Below are 16700 nucleotides of genomic sequence, written 5' to 3' on the forward strand. Positions count from 1 at the left end.
AGGGGTCAGGGCGGCTCCGCCACATAATCTCGCCCGACACATAAGAACGGATCGGCGCCCATCGTCTCGCGCACCAGCGCCGCCAGGCCCTCGGCCCCCTTGCGGAAGTCCACCGGCTTCGTCGCGACCATCACCTTGACCACACCCGTCGGCCCGATCACGACGGCGCCTTCAGCGCACGGATCACCGCCGCCACCGTCCTGGCGTCGGCGCCACGACCGACCCGCATGGCGACACCGTCAATCTCCAGCTCGATCACGCCGGCTTCTCGCGCGGCCTTCCGCTTCCGTGTCGATCTCGCGCGCTTCCCCGCCGGTTCGGGTTCCTGTGCCGCGACAACTGCGGGAACAAACAATGGCTCCGGTTCCGGCGCATTCGCCAACGGCACCCGCGCGGACCGGCGCCAGGCGAACAGCTGCTGCGGGGACAATGCATGTCGCCGAGCCACAGCGCTCACGGTCTCGCCCTCATCGTAGCTTTCCGCCACAATCCGCGCTTTCTCCTCCGGCAACCATTCGCGCCGTCGGCCGGAACCCGTGAACACTTCGAAACGTCGCGCCGGCTCAGGATCGCTGGACTTAAGCGTAAGCTCTGAAATCGTCATGTGTCGAAGCCCTCAAAGGCTCCGAACATCGCTGCTCACGACCACGCGCGAAAGGTGGCGACAGGACAGCGCTCTGATGTCCGCTGTCAAGGTTTGGGACACAGGAGGTCGTCCGATCCGAGGAACGGCTGCTCATTCTGATGATCGCGAATGGGTGGAGGCGGAACTGAAGGACGTCGGTGATCAAGCTCTGATGCGCGGGTTGGCTACCGCATTTCCGATTGTGCGTCCGGGGCTGTTCCTATCTTACTGCGGGCGTCGGTCGATTTGCCGGCCACAAAGCGTCTGACGGGCATTCCCCTGCCGTGGTCCCGCCTCCGCCCATGCGCGAGATGAAAGCCATCGCAGCGGTCTACGATCTGATCGCCTGCACCTCCCTTGCAACGGCCCACATGAAGCCGGCCAGTTCACGGGCAATCGCTGTGCAAACCACCGTTGTTCTCTTGCCACGTCCGCTCAACATTCGATAGCGGGCCGTCAGCCTGGTCTGCGCCTTCCAGGCGATCTCCCGCACCTTTGGTGGTGCCTGCTCCAGACGGTACAGCTTCTTCGCACCGACCCTCGGCGGATGCCTATAGGTCCATGCGCTCTCGACCAGCATATGGCGAACGCGGCCGTTCCCCGCCTTGGTGATGCCGCCCCGTCTGACGGTCTCGCCGGTCGATCGCTCTCCAGGGACGAGGCCGAGATACCCCATGAGTTGGCGCGGGCTCTCGAACCGCTGCACGTCGCCAACCTCGGTGGCAAATGTCACCGCAACAATCAGGTCTACGCCCCGCAGGGTCTGGAGCGCCCGCACGATCGGCGCCAGCGACCAAGCCGGAACGAACTCCTCGATCACGCCCTCAAGCCGATCGACCCGCTCTTTCGAGACACGCACCGCTTCGACCATTTCCTGAAGCGCGATCTGATGCGCCGGGTGATCGAACGGTTGCTCCTGGAGCCAGCGCAAATAGCGCATCGTCCAGCCCTTCTTGCGGGGATAGATACGCCCGTGCTTGAGCATGAAGGCGCTCACATGCTGCCGATGGACGCGAAGCGTCTCGACCGCGGCCGCCCGGGCGCGGACGAGATCCCGCATGGCTTCGTGACCTTCATCAGGAACCCAAACCCCGGTCAGTTCGCCGGCGCGCAGCAGCCGAGCCAACGCAAGAGCATCCCGGCGGTTTGTCTTCACTCGATCGCCGGGCTTCCTTGGAATCAACGATGGCGCGACCACAGTGCATTCATGGCCCAACGATCGGATCAGCCGATAGAGACCATAGCCGGTCGGACCAGCCTCGTAGCAGAAATACACCCGATCGAACTTGGTGGCGACCCGCCGGATAACTCGGCGCATGCTCTCTTCCGACGCGTCGACCTCGCCGAAGAAGCGTACCTCTCCCTCCCGGCCCGCGTCCGCAACCGCGATGGCGTTCCTCAGCTTCGCGACATCGATTCCGACAAATGCTTCCCTACAATCTGCCACGGCTCGTCCTCCTGTGATGAGGATCGGCTCGGCCCGCCCGAGCAACCCTCGGACGCGCAGTGTAGGGCGAGCCACCTCACCGACAGAGGCGGACATACGGTCTTACCCACCTTGACGAAATTCCCGCTGTCCGGCTCCAAACCCGAGGGCCTGTTTCCAGCCGCCCTCGAGCACAAGGGTCGTTAATGTCGGCGAGATGTCACCCCTTCAAGAAGGGCCAGGCTGAAAGTGCTGAGAAATGCCGCAGCTGATTGCCGCCGCTAGCCTTAGAATCCGCAAGTAAGTAGCGGGACCCTATTGCTTAGCCCGATCTCCATTTGGATCGAAAAACGCCCGGAGTGACGCATCGGATTCATAGAGTTTGCCGGCGATCTCGATTTCCCACCGACTGTTTTCAATCAATTCCTTCGTGACACCGGCGGGATCGCTTACATATCCCATTCCGATTGACGTTCCGAGGGTAAAGCTCTTCACGCCAGACGAAATATACCCGACAATCCGGCCGTCGCAGCGGATAAGTTCTTCGTGAAAGAGAACAGGTTTTGGATCACGAAGCTTGAATGATACCAGCCGCTTTCTCAGGGGCATCGCGTCTTTTTGGGCTTTCAACGCGTCCCTGCCGAGAAAGCCGCATTCTTTATCCCAATCGACTGTAAATCCCAGACCCGCCTCGAGCAATGTGTCCACTGGAGTAAGATCGAGCTGGTATTCCCGGTATGCGCGTTCAGACCGCAGATGTTCGAGCGCGTGGTACCCTGCTGGCTTAAGCCCAAACGCTCTACCAGCGTCCCAAACAACATCAAAGACATGTTGAGCCATTTCGGTAGGAATATGAAGCTCCCAACCAAGCTCTCCAACATATGTCAGCCTGTTAGCTATCACCCGTGCGTACCCGATGTCGATTTCCTGGCTGGTCGCGAATGGAAAGGCTTCGTTGGCAAGATTTGTATCAGTAACCTGGGACAGAATCTCGCGCGACTTTGGCCCTTGCAGCGACAGCACCGCGTAGGCAGACGTAACGTCTGTGATCGTGACGTTCCACTCACCTGTGATGTGCTTTTCAATCCACGCTTTATCCCTTGGATGAACCGTCGCCGACGAAATGATCAGGAATTCAGTCTTCGACAAGCGATTTACTGTGATATCTGTTTCAATCCCACCTTTTTGGTTAAGCATATGTGTATACACAAGCTTCCCTGCGGGCACATCCACATTTCCCGCGCAAAGCCACTGAAGGAAACGACAAGCGTCACGGCCCTGGACCAGATGTTTTCCAAACGAGCTCTGGTCTAACAGAATTGCATCATTCCGAGCGGCATGGCATTCTTGACTGGTGTATTTGAACCAATTCGGCTCGTCGTAGGAATAGACGTTCTTCGTCCGTCCTTCCTCCCCTGCGAACCACATGGGCCGCTCCCAGCCCATGCCCTCCCCAAAGCTAGCTCCAAGCTTCTCCCACCGGTCGTGTAGTACGCTTTTGCGCACACCGCGAGCGGTCTCAGGTTGGTAGCTCGGCCAGTGCATCTTGTAGTGAAGGCCCAGCACTTCGGCTGTACGATCGTGCAAATATGTCTTATTGATCTGGAAGGGATGAAATCGGGCAACATCGACGAAGCTCGTATCCATCTGCGGCTCGCCGGCAATGATCCACTCTGCCAGAGCACGCCCTGCTCCCGCGCCGTATTCAATACCCTCCGAGTTATAACCGGTCGAAACGTAAAGATTTTTCGACCCAGGAACTTCACCAATCATGAACAGAAGGTCGGGAGTGAAACTCTCAGGACCATTAAAAAACTTAGCAATGCCCGCATTGGCGAGATCAGGAACAATTTCTATCGCCTTGGTCATCGGGAGTTCAAAGTGTTCCCAGTCTTCCCAGAGTTCGATGAAGGCTGTCTCTTTCGGAAGCTTCCCCATCGGCAAAGGCTTGCCCCAAGGCTCGAAGGCACCCACCAGGATCTTGCCCGTGTCTTCTTTCAGATACACATGACCATCGGTATCGCGCAGGACAGGTAGGTTGGGCGACGCAAAATCCATCGCTTCGGTGACCACATAAAAGTGCTCGGCCGCGTAGATCGGGACCCGCGCGCCCAATTTGGATGCCAGGTCTCTGGTCCAAAGCCCGCACGCGAGGACAAGAACTTCAGCTTCAATGACACCTGAGTTAGTTCGAACCTGGTAGTGGCCGTCTGCTGTTCGCCAAAGGTCTATGACTCCAGTGTTCTCAAGGATCTTTACACCATTCTTCTTGGCGCCAATAGCTAGTGCCATGCATGTGTCGACAGGATTAGTTTGACCGTCTCCCGGGATAAAGACTGCACCTTCGATGATTGAAGCGTTGAGGGCCGGATAGAGCTTCTTCGCCTCGCTCGGCGAGATCATATTGGCCTCAAGACCGAAACTCTTGGCAATTGAGGCATTGCGCGCCGTTTCGTGAAGGCGCTCTTTGGTTCTGGCGACCCCAAGCGTACCATTTCGCTTGAACCCGGTCGCTTGTCCAGTTTGGGCCTCCAGAGTGGCGTAGAGTTCTGCATTATATTTTGCGATCTCAGTCAGTGCATGTGTACCGCGGGTCTGCATGATCAAACCAGCAGCATGCCAAGTCGTGCCTGACGTCAGAGTGTTGCGCTCTAGAAGCGCAATGTCCTTTTTACCGTTCTTTGCAAGATGAAAGGCGACGCTCGCTCCGGCAATGCCCCCACCAACTATGACAATCTCGTGGTGGCGAGTGGGGACTTCTCGAGGACGGAAGGGCGGATTGGTGGTCATATGTATTCCTGTTCGGGTTTCATTCGCGGGCAGCACAGCTTGAGCTTTGTGAATCGCTTCCGCCGTATCCGCCAATCGATCCAGAGCCGGTCATTTTCCGACAGGTTAGGCGACGACCGCGCGCGGAATCATGCTAATCAGCTACCGGGACGGTTCCGTTCTGCGTATTTCGCTGTCCTTCCGCCGAATATGTGCGCCGAGTGGCCAGCGCAGTGCTGGGTGGACTATTATCGATGCCTCGGTGTGGCCTTGATGCTACGAACAGAGGCTGCTTCTTTGCTTGGCGGCTACCGTCCTCGATGCACGTCCTTATGCGCTGGCTGACGGCAGACCGCCGTGAGGGGTCGTGCCCATCGATCGCGGAACTGCGGCGCTGAAGGCCCAGCCGGCGGCTCACCTGAGCCGTCATCGGGCTGCGCACGAGGACGCTCGCTTCGGCTTGGCGCTTTTCATCGATACGCCCGGCCTTCGATCAGCCTGACGTCGACGCGAACTGCTCTGGCATCCTGACCGGCGGCACCAAGGAAAGGGATAGGCGAGAAAGAAGTGGTCGAGCAATGTACCAATGGATGCGAAAGTGGTTGACTCCCAACGCGCACCGTCTTCCAGCAACAAAATGCGCCGGCTTGTAAGGTTCCGTCATCCCCTGTGCTTTCTAGACAGGACGACAGCGCCCAAGGGCCACACTTCGCGCCAGGTGGTCGCACTCCATTGATTTCTCGGTATCACATCACCGACCAATGGAAACAACGCCCCTGTTTTTGACCACGCGTCTCCCGACTGCATGGGGCCGTTCGCTAAAGCTCGGCACGCAGAATCACTTGGGTAAGAATGGTAGGTCATGGATCGGGAAGCTATCACTCGGTACACCTTCCCAATCCGGCTGAGAAAATAATCGAGCTTGCGGCTAGCCCACGACTATCAACTCACGGGCTACATCGGCCAGCCTCTCACCACCCTTTTCGGTAACAACAAACGACTCTGATATTGCGGCTCCGAAGGCAGCAGGTCTCACCCCGGATTGGAAATGGAAGCACATGCCCGCCTGGAGCACAGCCTTTTCACCGGCGCGAATGCTGACTGTACGTTCGCCCCAGTCCGGCGGAAAGTTCATGCCGATTGAGTAGCCGGAACGGCCTTTTTTGATGTACCCGTGCCGGTTAAGGACGCTATGCCAGACGGCATTCAACTCGTCGACGACTACACCCGGCTTTGCCATTTCGAGTACAGCGTCGCCACCTTCCACGATGGCATTGGCGAGATGCCTGACTTCTTCAGGTGGCTTTCCCATGTAAATGGTACGGGTCAGTGGCGCATGATAATGACGTCTCGCTGCGCCAATCTCCAAGAGAACCAGCCCCGATGACGGCAACGGTTTATCCGACCATGTGAGGTGTGGAGCATTCGTTTTTTCGCCAACCTGAATCAACGGACAGAGGCTGGCATAGTCACCGTATTTTCCGTCAATACCTCGTGTTTGAGAAGCGTAAATCTGAGCCGCAATTTCGTACTCCGGCACACCCGGCTTCAGATTTTCGATCGCCATGCGCATAGTGTAGCTTACAATCCGGCCGGCTTCCCTCATATAGACGAGTTCAGCGTCAGATTTAACGAGTCTCGCCCAATTGACGAGCCCACGGTTATCGGAAAACTTCGCATTTGGAAGACCTTTAACAAGGTGCTGGTGTGCTCGCGCAGTATAGAAATGCGCATCAAGCTCAACCCCGATCCGATCAGATCCCCACCCCCGCGATTTTATGATTTCGGCGACTTCATCGTAGGGATGCAGTTCCACATGATGGAGTCGGTCATCTGAGAAATTGATGATGTTCTCAGATGGCAGGTCTGTCGTAGCTCGAGCACCGTTTACGTCCACCAGCCGTCCGATCCACACCGGTGTTTCCGATTGGAGGTGCAGCAGGACCACTTGAGGCGTGTAGAAGGACCAGGCGTCATAGCCGGTCAGCCAGCACATGTTGGCGGGATCTTGGCAGATTAGCAGGTCAAGTCCTGCTTCCTCCATCCGTGTCTTAACGTCATGAACACGGCGTCGATACTCCGCAGGCAGGAAGGGTTTGTCATAGTCCATTCGTAATTGTCCTCTGCAGTGGGTGGTTGCCGGACCAAGCGTTCGTCCCTGCCTATCCGTACCAATCGACAACCTAGCATGCTTCAGGGCACTGCTTCGCGAGGACCCGGCTGTTCGGGTGCAGAAAACCTGCGTTTTTGTGACTTTGCCCGCAGCTTAGCTTCCTGGTCTGGAAGAGTCGGCGCTTTCTGAGGAGGACAAGCGGTTGATCGGCTCGCCGTTAATACCGATCTTCGGCGAACGTCTTCGCGACAATTACCGCCTCGCCCAGGGTTGGAAGGATGAGGCATTCTTAGTGGACCTGATGCCCGAGTGCGGAACCCACATCGCACGTTGACGCTGACCTTGCAGATCGCCTCGGCAACTTAGTCCCAGCGGTGGGTGCCGGCGAAGCTGTTCATTCTTATCGCCTCGCACGCCGCTGATCGATTCCGCCATCCACCTGGAGGAGGCTCCGCCCGATGTTGAGGAGGTTGGCCTCATCTTGATCATGTCCATACTCGCCATGGCGAGGCCGGCTCTACTGATGCCCCTGTCATATCGAGCTCGCCAAACAATCCTTTTTGCTCGATGACGCCCTAACAAAGCTGAAAGAGAGCAAACGGAGAAAAACTCAGCAGAACGGCATTATTCGCAGGAGAACGCCTTGGCAGCCCTGCATCGCGCCGCCAATAACCGCAGCTACCGAGCTAGTTTGATGAAAGCGAATGGTCGATTTGGAGTTAAAGATGAGAGGTTTAGCAAGCGCCGCATTAGAGAGGCTCAAACGGCAAGACCTCCTGCAAAAATGCGCCTATGTGAATGGTGCTTGGCTCTCCAAGGTCGAAACAATTTCGGTGGTGGACCCGGCTAGTGGCGAGGAACTGGCTCAGGTAGCAGCCTGTGAGATTTCCGATGTGGACACTGCCGTCAACTTCGCAAGAAGCGCATTTCAACAGTGGCGCGATGTTATTCCTTCGGAGCGGGGTGCATACCTGCGGAAATGGGCCGCAGGTATGCGCGAGAACGCGGAAGATCTCGCCATCATCATGAGCGCCGAGCAAGGCAAACCATTGACCGAAGCGCGCGGTGAGATTTCATATGCCGCTAGTTTTCTTGACTGGTTTGCAGCCGAGGGCGAGCGAGCATATGGCGAGACTATCCCGAGCCATCTTAGGGGCAGCCGACTCTCCGTGCAGATGCAGCCGGTCGGAGTGACGGTCGCTATAACTCCTTGGAACTTTCCATCGGCGATGATCACTAGGAAGGCTGGAGCCGCGCTCGCCGCCGGCTGCACCATGATTGTCAAGCCCGCCCCGGAAACGCCCTTGTCAGCTCTGGCCCTTGCCCGTCTTGCCGAGGACGCAGGACTCCCCGCCGGCGTGTTTCAAGTAATCACGGGAGACGCTCCCGTGCTTGCGAAGCGGCTGCTCGAGCATAGCGATGTGCGGGCATTCTCCTTCACGGGCTCGACCGAAGTTGGTCGGATCCTGCTTGAGCAGTCCGCGAAGACCATGAAGAAGGCCTCACTTGAGCTCGGTGGCAATGCTCCCTTCATCGTTTTCAATGACGCTCCGTTGAAGGCTGCCGTGACAGGGTGCGTGGCAGCCAAATTCGCGACATCCGGTCAGGACTGCCTGGCAGCCAACAGGATTTATGTCCAAAGGAGAAGCTATGACCGATTTGTGGAAGAATTCGCGAAGGCCAGCAGTAAACTAAAAGTCGGGCACGGCTTCGAGTCTGGGGTGGATATTGGCCCAATGACCAAACCTTCCGTCGCCGAAAAGTGCAGGCGACAGGTGTCCGAAGCTCTTTGTGCTGGAGCCCGGATCGTTGTTGGTGGACAGGACAGTCCACTAGTCTTACTGCGTCATAAATTGGCGTGACGCGGACTGTCCATGGCCCTTGTGCAGCACGGACATCGTTGCAGACGGTTGGCCAGGGCCACGGTCAGGCGTCGCCTGATGGTCGGGATCGAGGTCGGGACGTGCCGCTCTGGTCGGATCGGAGGATCCGCGGGGTCGATAACCGCTGGGAAGACCAGGTGTTTGGCGGCCCTGGGCGCGAGTTGGAGTTGAGGGGGGAATCGTCTCCCGCAGAGAGACCAGGAAGCCATAGGCGGCGATGCAGAGGCTGGCGTGGTGGTGGAAGCCCCGCCACCCTCGGCCTTCGTAGTGGCCCAGTCCCAGTTCCTGCTTGAGCTCCTGATAGTCTCGCTCGATCCGCCAACGCAGCTTGGCGGCGTCGACCAGCTGGGTGATCGTAGCGTCGGCCGGCAAGGTGGAGAGCCAATACTTGCTCGGCTCGACCTCGCCTTCAGGCCACTCGATCAGGAGCCACTCTTCGGCGTGAGCCTCGGGCCGATTGTAGTCCCTGGAGGCCGGCCGCAAGCGCACGGCGGCGAAGCGGGAATTGAGCTCGGTGTTGGTTCCTTCACGCCAGGCGATCGTGCGCCAGGTCTCGGCGTCGAACTCCTCGGCCAGGGCCTTGGCCGAGATCGGCTTGTGATTGTCGGTTCGGCCGACCCGAGACGGCGGCCGGCCTCTTCCGCTCCAAGGCTTGGGCGGCAGCGGGCTCTCGCCTGGGCGCCAGACGCTGAGGGTCGGCTGAACGCCCACAACATAGGTCAGACCGAGCTCGGACAGGCCCGCGCGGAAACCGCCGTCGGCGCCATATCCGGCGTCGGCCAGAACCACGCCGGGCGCGACGCCCTCGGCCTTGGCCGTCCTGATCTGCTCGAGCGCGATCTGCGGCTTGGTCCGGAACGTGATCTCCGCCGGAATCTTGGCCTTCTTGCGTTGTTCCGGATCCTCCGCCCAGCTGTGCGGGAGATACAGTTCGTAGGCGATCGGAAGCGAGGCTGCGTCATTTGCGATCGACAGGCTGACCGCAATCTGACAGTTGTCCTGCTTGCCCAACTGGCCGCAATACTGGCGCGCCACGCCCACCGAGTGCTTGCCCTTCTTGGGAAAGCCCGTGTCGTCGACGATCCACGCCCGGATCGGTCCACGCTGCTCGATCCGTGGAAGGACCCAGTCGCGAACCCGTGCCAGCAAGGCCGCGTCCGACCACGGCGCCTGTCCCACGAAATGCAGCAGAGACTGATGCTTGGCCGCCACCCGCGACGGCGCCGTGACGGCCGCCAACGGCTCCACGCTCTTGCGCTCAATCGGCATCAGAAGTCCGAGACAGTAATCCTTCAGCGGCTCAGCGCGGTCGGCGTGGCCGATCACCCCAATCAAGGCATCGACATAGGCGTCGAACGCCGCTTCACTCTCCGTCGTCCAGTTGGCCATGGCGCGCTTCCCTGATCACGAATCAGCACGCTAACAAATCCGCGACCAGCGCGAATCCCCCGCATCCGCGACTTTCTGACTCAGTAAGACTAGCAGGCTGTTGAAAAAGGCACTCGCCACCGGACCGCAGCGGTGATTCACTGGTTCCGAAGGGATTCGGAGGTGACGAGTGCGCGGCGGCGACGATCGAACTGGCGAACTGTTCAGCTATGTTGACCTTGAGGCGCGGGTGCGGCGCAATCATCCGTTGCGGGCGATCCGGTTAATCGTGAGCGAGGCGCTGTCGGCGCTGGAGCGGGACTTCGCGGCGATGTATTCGCCGATCGGACGGCCATCGATCCCGCCGGAGAAGCTGCTGCGGGCGATGCTGTTGCAGGCGTTCTATTCGATCCGCTCGGAGCGGCTGTTGATGGAGCGGCTGGAATACGACCTTCTGTTCCGCTGGTTCGTCGGGATTGGCGTTGACGATGCGGCCTGGGATCATTCTGTGTTCTCCAAGAACCGCGACCGGTTGCTGGAGGGCGACATCGCTGCAAAGTTCCTGAGCGCGGTGCTGGCGCAGCCCAAGGTCAAGAGGCTTCTGTCGACGGATCACTTCTCGGTCGACGGGACGCTGATCGAGGCCTGGGCGTCGATGAAGAGCGTCAAGCCGAAAGACGGCTCGGGCGAGCCGCCGGCTCAAGGCGACGGGCGCAACGCCGAAGCGGATTTCCATGGCCAGAAGCGGTCGAACGATACACATGGCTCGACCACCGATCCTGACGCCAGGCTCTATCGCAAGGGTAAAGGCAAGGAGGCCAAGCTGTGCTTCATGGGACATGGGCTGATGGAGAACCGCCACGGCCTGCTGGTCGAAGCCTGCCTGACACTGGCCGACGGGCATGCCGAGCGGGTAGCGGCACTGCACATGGTCGAGCCTCGCGCCGACCGACCGCAGGCGATCACGCTCGGTGCCGACAAGGCCTACGATGCGGAGGACTTCGTTAACGAACTGCGTTCGATGAAGGTGACGCCGCATGTGGCGCAGAACACCAGCGGCCGTAGTTCGGCCATCGACGGGCGCACCACCCGGCATAGCGGCTATGCTGTCAGTCAGCGTATTCGCAAGCGCATTGAAGAGGCGTTCGGCTGGATCAAGACGGTCGCCGGTCAGCGCCAAACCAAGTTCCGCGGCCGGGACCGCGTCGGATGGGGCTTCACCTTCGCTGCCGCCGCCTACAATCTGGTGCGGCTGCCGAAGCTCATCGCGGGGACCAGCTGACATGGCCAAGGTTCCAGCCATCGCCAAGGCCTTTGCCGGTCGCTGGCGTATCGTCGAAATGGATGTCTGGGACAACGATTTCCTCGATCTCGTCGAAGAGGCGCATCTGACGTTCAAAGGCGCGGCGGAAGGCGAGATCGGCTTCGGCGCCCTCAAAGGCTTCCTTGATGTCCGCTACGGCGCGCGAGACGGCTCGGCCTGCGCGGAATTCTCGTGGGAGGGTCACGACGAAAGCGATCCCGCTTGCGGTCGCGGATGGGCGATGATCGGCACCGCGGGTCGCCTCGTCGGCCACTTCTACATCCACAATGCCGACGATTCAGGCTTCGTCTGCGAGCGCGCGTGACTTCTTCAACAGCCTGCTAGTCTTACTGCGTCATAAATTGGCGTGACGCGGACTGTCCATGGCCCTTGTGCAGCACGGACATCGTTGCAGACGGTTGGCCAGGGCCACGGTCAGGCGTCGCCTGATGGTCGGGATCGAGGTCGGGACGTGCCGCTCTGGTCGGATCGGAGGATCCGCGGGGTCGATAACCGCTGGGAAGACCAGGTGTTTGGCGGCCCTGGGCGCGAGTTGGAGTTGAGGGGGGAATCGTCTCCCGCAGAGAGACCAGGAAGCCATAGGCGGCGATGCAGAGGCTGGCGTGGTGGTGGAAGCCCCGCCACCCTCGGCCTTCGTAGTGGCCCAGTCCCAGTTCCTGCTTGAGCTCCTGATAGTCTCGCTCGATCCGCCAACGCAGCTTGGCGGCGTCGACCAGCTGGGTGATCGTAGCGTCGGCCGGCAAGGTGGAGAGCCAATACTTGCTCGGCTCGACCTCGCCTTCAGGCCACTCGATCAGGAGCCACTCTTCGGCGTGAGCCTCGGGCCGATTGTAGTCCCTGGAGGCCGGCCGCAAGCGCACGGCGGCGAAGCGGGAATTGAGCTCGGTGTTGGTTCCTTCACGCCAGGCGATCGTGCGCCAGGTCTCGGCGTCGAACTCCTCGGCCAGGGCCTTGGCCGAGATCGGCTTGTGATTGTCGGTTCGGCCGACCCGAGACGGCGGCCGGCCTCTTCCGCTCCAAGGCTTGGGCGGCAGCGGGCTCTCGCCTGGGCGCCAGACGCTGAGGGTCGGCTGAACGCCCACAACATAGGTCAGACCGAGCTCGGACAGGCCCGCGCGGAAACCGCCGTCGGCGCCATATCCGGCGTCGGCCAGAACCACGCCGGGCGCGACGCCCTCGGCCTTGGCCGTCCTGATCTGCTCGAGCGCGATCTGCGGCTTGGTCCGGAACGTGATCTCCGCCGGAATCTTGGCCTTCTTGCGTTGTTCCGGATCCTCCGCCCAGCTGTGCGGGAGATACAGTTCGTAGGCGATCGGAAGCGAGGCTGCGTCATTTGCGATCGACAGGCTGACCGCAATCTGACAGTTGTCCTGCTTGCCCAACTGGCCGCAATACTGGCGCGCCACGCCCACCGAGTGCTTGCCCTTCTTGGGAAAGCCCGTGTCGTCGACGATCCACGCCCGGATCGGTCCACGCTGCTCGATCCGTGGAAGGACCCAGTCGCGAACCCGTGCCAGCAAGGCCGCGTCCGACCACGGCGCCTGTCCCACGAAATGCAGCAGAGACTGATGCTTGGCCGCCACCCGCGACGGCGCCGTGACGGCCGCCAACGGCTCCACGCTCTTGCGCTCAATCGGCATCAGAAGTCCGAGACAGTAATCCTTCAGCGGCTCAGCGCGGTCGGCGTGGCCGATCACCCCAATCAAGGCATCGACATAGGCGTCGAACGCCGCTTCACTCTCCGTCGTCCAGTTGGCCATGGCGCGCTTCCCTGATCACGAATCAGCACGCTAACAAATCCGCGACCAGCGCGAATCCCCCGCATCCGCGACTTTCTGACTCAGTAAGACTAGGGGGCAATTTCATAACCCCGACTGTGCTCGCTGACGTCACAGACGACATGCTGGTTGCCAAGGAAGAAACTTTCGGTCCGGTGGCGGCAATCTTGGTTTTCGACGATGAGGCGGAGGTGCTCGCCCGGGCCAACAACTCGGAAATGGGCCTTGCGGCATATGTCTACACGCGGGATCTCAACCGCGCCATGCGGCTGACTGATCAACTGGAATACGGCATGGTCGCCGTCAACACCCCGAAATTTACCGGAGCTCCCATACCCTTCGGCGGATGGAAGCAATCCGGCCTTGGCCGCGAGGGATCGAGACATGGTCTCGTCGAATATCTCGAACCCAAATACGTGTGCATCGGCAACATCGCAGCCTGAAAGGAAAGCGCCATGACTATCAACATCAAGGATATCAGCGAGAAGGACAGAAACGCTGTCCTACACCCTTTCACGCAACTCAAGGACTTTGCCACCGGCAAGCTTGGCGAGCCAACGATCGTCGAGACCGGGAAGGGAATCCGCATTCAAGACGCGCATGGAAACAAGTTTATCGATGGTTTTGCCGGTCTCTACTGCGTCAATGTCGGCTATGGCCGCACCGAAGTGGCAGAAGCGATCTCGCGTCAGGCCTATCGGCTCGCTTATTACCACTCGTATGCGGCGCACACGACGGACGAGCTCGCGATTCTCTCCGATCGCCTCGTAAAGATGGCACCTGGCAAGATGAGCAAAGTGTTCTACGGTATGTCCGGCTCGGACGCCAACGAGACCCAGGCCAAGCTTGTTTGGTACTATAACAATCTGCGTGGCAAGCCGAACAAGAAGAAGATCATCTCGCGTGAGCGCGGCTATCACGGCTGCAGTGTCGTGTCCGGCTCAATGACGGGCATGAGCTTCTATCACGACCACATGGACCTGCCGCTTCCGCAGATCGCTCACACCGGTGTTCCACATCACTACTGGGGCGCGAACCCAGGCGAGTCCGAACGCGAATTTTCAGCGCGGCGCGCCGAGGAACTTGACCAGCTCATCGAACGCCTGGGCCCGGACAATGTTGGGGGCTTCATCGGCGAGCCGGTGCTCGGCACCGGCGGTATCACGCCTCCGCCGAAAGGTTACTGGCAAGCAATCCAGCCCGTGCTCAAAAAGCACGATGTGCTCCTCATTGCAGATGAAGTCATAACAGGCTTTGGTCGGACTGGCTCCATGTTCGGCTCGCAGCACTACGGCATCGAGCCAGACCTTATCACCGTCGCAAAGGGTCTGACTTCGGCCTATTTCCCACTTTCCGCGGCAATTGTTGGCGAGAAGGTCTATAAGGTCCTGGAGGACGGGGCGGACAAGGTCGGTGCATTCTCTCACGGTTACACCTATTCAGGTCATCCGATTGGGGCTGCCGCAGCCAACGCGGTGCTGGACATCGTCGAAAAAGAGGACCTTCCGAGTAACGCTCGCGAGGTCGGGGCATTCTTCCAAGCGCTGCTGAGGGAGAAATTCGCGCAGTTGCCGATCGTCGGCGAAGTGCGCGGCGTTGGCCTTATGGGCGCAATCGAGTTCGTGGCCGATCGCGACAAGAAACAGCGTTTCGATCCCGCGCTCAAGGTTGGTGCACGAATTTCCAAGGCAGCGCGTGAGCGCGGTCTTATCGCTCGCGCTATGCCGCATGGCGACATTCTGGGCTTCGCTCCGCCTCTGGTGACAACCAAGGCTGAAGTTGAAGAAATCGTTGGCATCGCTGAGAGTGCAGTGCGCTCCGTTATGGATGAGCTCACACGAAACGGGCTCAACATATGAGGCGGACGGCAGCCGGACCGAGGGTCTCAGAACGCCCTGGAAGTCTGCCAATCTTCGACCAGTGCCGGCTGCCGGGTCCACCGATCGGGTCACCGGTGGGTACGCGAGCGGGTATGTCCAGCGAGACTAAGTAGGAGAGTGCCGGTCCTAGACCGCACTGGGATCCCGCCAAGGCCCTACTACGGACCACGGTCTGGATCGGGGAGCATCCAGCATCCGACGCATGCTAGCACACCTTCGGTGCCGCCGATTTTTGGGGCCCGATAGGCTTAGACACTCCGTGTTGCGTGCGGGGCTGGTCTCCAACGAGGCAAGGGGGCCGCAGTTTTGGCATCCCCGCTGGAAGCATGAGCGATCAAGGCAGGAGAAAGGGCACCCCAGGGATGCTAGACTTACAGTCCACGTGCCGAAATTTTTGCTTTTACCTCCTGCCGGCATTTTCGCTCCAGGCCTTCTCGTCAGCAGTAGAAGCCCTGAGGCTCGCCAACGAAGTGTTGGGGCGGGACATATATAGCTGGCAGGTCATTTCGGACGATGGACTACCTGCGGCCTCGAGTTGCGAGTTGTTGGTTTGCGCCGATTCTTCGTTGTCCTTCGAACGTGGAAGAATTCGTCGATCGATCTCAGCACCGGCTGTCGTGGTCGTCGGCGGACGCAATGCTCCAAGTCCTCACAAACAGCTTGACGCCTGGCTACGAGAGTGTCGCAACCGCCGCGGCAGCCTCGTAGGAATATGTAGCGGTACGATTGCAATTGCTCGGGCGGGGCTTGCCGAAGGGCGGCGTTGCGCGGTTCACTGGGAGCAATATCCGATATTCTCTGAGCGGTTCCCACGTGTGGTAGCCACTCAAACCGCCTTCGAGCGGGACGGAGACCTGTACACTTGCGCCGGGGGGGACGCCCCCTTCGACATGTTTCTGGATTTGGTTGACCGCCATCATGGGACGATAGTCGCGAATCGTATTTGCGAAAAAGCCATCGCGTACAGGACCCGTTCAGCGGGTGACCGCCAACGTCTACCTCTTCATTCTCGAGTGCAACTAAACCATCGGGCGGTCATCAAAGTAATCGAGGAAATGGAGGCAAATCTCACGGAGCCATTGCTATTGGACGAACTTGTCGGTTCAGCCGGCCTATCGCGCCGTCAAATCGAGCGGCTGTTCAGGCGGGAACTGGGATGCTCTCCGAGTCGCTATTATTTGGACCTTCGTCTGGAACGTGCGCACTTGCTACTCGTCAGCTCGCGCCTGCCGGTCGTTGAAATCGCGATGGCTTGCGGTTTTGTCTCCGCATCGCATTTTTCAAAAGCGTACCGCGATGCCTACGGATGCGCGCCGCATCAATCACGATTACCAGTTTACCAACGAAAAAAGCGATCGAACCGGCCGGAGGAAAATAAATCCCGGCAAATCGATCGGAGGCTAAGCAACGAAAGAATGCCTAACTGCCACTAACTTGAGCGCCGTGTTTTTCTCAGAAGATCAGAGGCCCGGCTCCGAGCAGATTTTGTCGACTGTCGCCTTGTAAACCGGGGCGCCCCGCCCGCTTACTAGCG

Annotated in this window: 10 protein-coding genes and 3 pseudogenes; 6 read left to right on the top strand and 7 right to left on the bottom strand. The window is 59.6% G+C overall.

Features of this window, described 5'->3' with window-relative positions:
* Positions 1–44: 44 nt before the first annotated feature.
* The 5 genes and pseudogenes from tnpB to EB233_RS29970 all read right to left on the bottom strand — a co-directional run.
* Positions 45–131 (bottom strand): annotated as a pseudogene (gene tnpB / locus EB233_RS32390) (IS66 family insertion sequence element accessory protein TnpB); the annotation flags it as partial.
* Positions 132–157: 26 nt separating this feature from the next.
* Entirely contained in the window at positions 158–604 is a 447-nt protein-coding gene (gene tnpA / locus EB233_RS32245; protein WP_064987195.1) for an IS66-like element accessory protein TnpA, read from the bottom strand.
* Between the two features lie 352 nt (positions 605–956).
* Complete coding sequence (locus tag EB233_RS29960; protein ID WP_081288652.1) at positions 957–2072, bottom strand: IS110 family RNA-guided transposase; 1116 nt, start codon at positions 2070–2072, stop codon at positions 957–959.
* Between the two features lie 294 nt (positions 2073–2366).
* Positions 2367–4841 (bottom strand): GcvT family protein, encoded by a 2475-nt coding sequence (locus EB233_RS29965; protein WP_064987193.1) that lies wholly within the window; start codon positions 4839–4841, stop codon positions 2367–2369.
* Between the two features lie 907 nt (positions 4842–5748).
* Complete coding sequence (locus EB233_RS29970; RefSeq protein WP_064987192.1) at positions 5749–6930, bottom strand: M24 family metallopeptidase; 1182 nt, start codon at positions 6928–6930, stop codon at positions 5749–5751.
* Positions 6931–7658: 728 nt separating this feature from the next.
* On the opposite strand from EB233_RS29970, the pseudogene EB233_RS29975 reads away from it, so the two are divergent.
* Positions 7659–8768: pseudogene (locus EB233_RS29975) on the top strand (aldehyde dehydrogenase family protein); the annotation flags it as partial.
* 3 nt (positions 8769–8771) lie between these two features.
* Here the strand turns inward: EB233_RS29975 and EB233_RS29980 are convergent.
* The gene (locus tag EB233_RS29980) at positions 8772–10205 is read right to left on the bottom strand and encodes an IS701 family transposase (protein WP_064987259.1); all 1434 of its coding nucleotides are present in this window, start codon (positions 10203–10205) and stop codon (positions 8772–8774) included.
* Between the two features lie 169 nt (positions 10206–10374).
* On the opposite strand from EB233_RS29980, the gene EB233_RS29985 reads away from it, so the two are divergent.
* Positions 10375–11466, top strand: a complete 1092-nt coding sequence (locus EB233_RS29985; RefSeq protein WP_064987257.1) for an IS5 family transposase — start codon at positions 10375–10377, stop codon at positions 11464–11466.
* 1 nt (position 11467) lies between these two features.
* Positions 11468–11812: a hypothetical protein gene (locus EB233_RS29990; protein WP_064987258.1), complete on the top strand. Its 345-nt coding sequence runs from the start codon at positions 11468–11470 to the stop codon at positions 11810–11812.
* Between the two features lie 22 nt (positions 11813–11834).
* Here the strand turns inward: EB233_RS29990 and EB233_RS29995 are convergent, their stop codons facing one another.
* Complete coding sequence (locus EB233_RS29995; protein ID WP_064987259.1) at positions 11835–13268, bottom strand: IS701 family transposase; 1434 nt, start codon at positions 13266–13268, stop codon at positions 11835–11837.
* Between the two features lie 89 nt (positions 13269–13357).
* Here EB233_RS29995 and EB233_RS30000 point away from each other — a divergent pair.
* The 3 genes and pseudogenes from EB233_RS30000 to EB233_RS30010 all read left to right on the top strand — a co-directional run.
* Positions 13358–13729, top strand: a pseudogene (locus EB233_RS30000) (aldehyde dehydrogenase family protein); the annotation flags it as partial.
* 12 nt (positions 13730–13741) lie between these two features.
* Positions 13742–15145 carry an aspartate aminotransferase family protein gene (locus EB233_RS30005; protein WP_064987244.1) on the top strand — a complete coding sequence of 468 codons (1404 nt, stop codon included), beginning with the start codon at positions 13742–13744 and terminating at the stop codon, positions 15143–15145.
* Between the two features lie 383 nt (positions 15146–15528).
* Positions 15529–16599 carry a GlxA family transcriptional regulator gene (locus tag EB233_RS30010; RefSeq protein ID WP_081288659.1) on the top strand — a complete coding sequence of 357 codons (1071 nt, stop codon included), beginning with the start codon at positions 15529–15531 and terminating at the stop codon, positions 16597–16599.
* The last annotated feature ends 101 nt before the right edge of the window (positions 16600–16700 follow it).

The organism is Mesorhizobium erdmanii, from assembly GCF_013170725.1.
Lineage (GTDB): Bacteria > Pseudomonadota > Alphaproteobacteria > Rhizobiales > Rhizobiaceae > Mesorhizobium > Mesorhizobium erdmanii.

What these genes read in the sequence shown, in the direction of transcription:
- tnpA (WP_064987195.1), bottom strand. Translation starts at nt 604, where the DNA reads ATGACGATTTCAGAGCTTACGCTTAAGTCCAGCGATCCTGAGCCGGCG.
- EB233_RS29965 (WP_064987193.1), bottom strand. Translation starts at nt 4,841, where the DNA reads ATGACCACCAATCCGCCCTTCCGTCCTCGAGAAGTCCCCACTCGCCAC.
- EB233_RS29970 (WP_064987192.1), bottom strand. Translation starts at nt 6,930, where the DNA reads ATGGACTATGACAAACCCTTCCTGCCTGCGGAGTATCGACGCCGTGTT.
- EB233_RS29980 (WP_064987259.1), bottom strand. Translation starts at nt 10,205, where the DNA reads ATGGCCAACTGGACGACGGAGAGTGAAGCGGCGTTCGACGCCTATGTC.
- EB233_RS29990 (WP_064987258.1), top strand. Translation starts at nt 11,468, where the DNA reads ATGGCCAAGGTTCCAGCCATCGCCAAGGCCTTTGCCGGTCGCTGGCGT.
- EB233_RS29995 (WP_064987259.1), bottom strand. Translation starts at nt 13,268, where the DNA reads ATGGCCAACTGGACGACGGAGAGTGAAGCGGCGTTCGACGCCTATGTC.
- EB233_RS30005 (WP_064987244.1), top strand. Translation starts at nt 13,742, where the DNA reads ATGACTATCAACATCAAGGATATCAGCGAGAAGGACAGAAACGCTGTC.
- EB233_RS30010 (WP_081288659.1), top strand. Translation starts at nt 15,529, where the DNA reads ATGCTAGACTTACAGTCCACGTGCCGAAATTTTTGCTTTTACCTCCTG.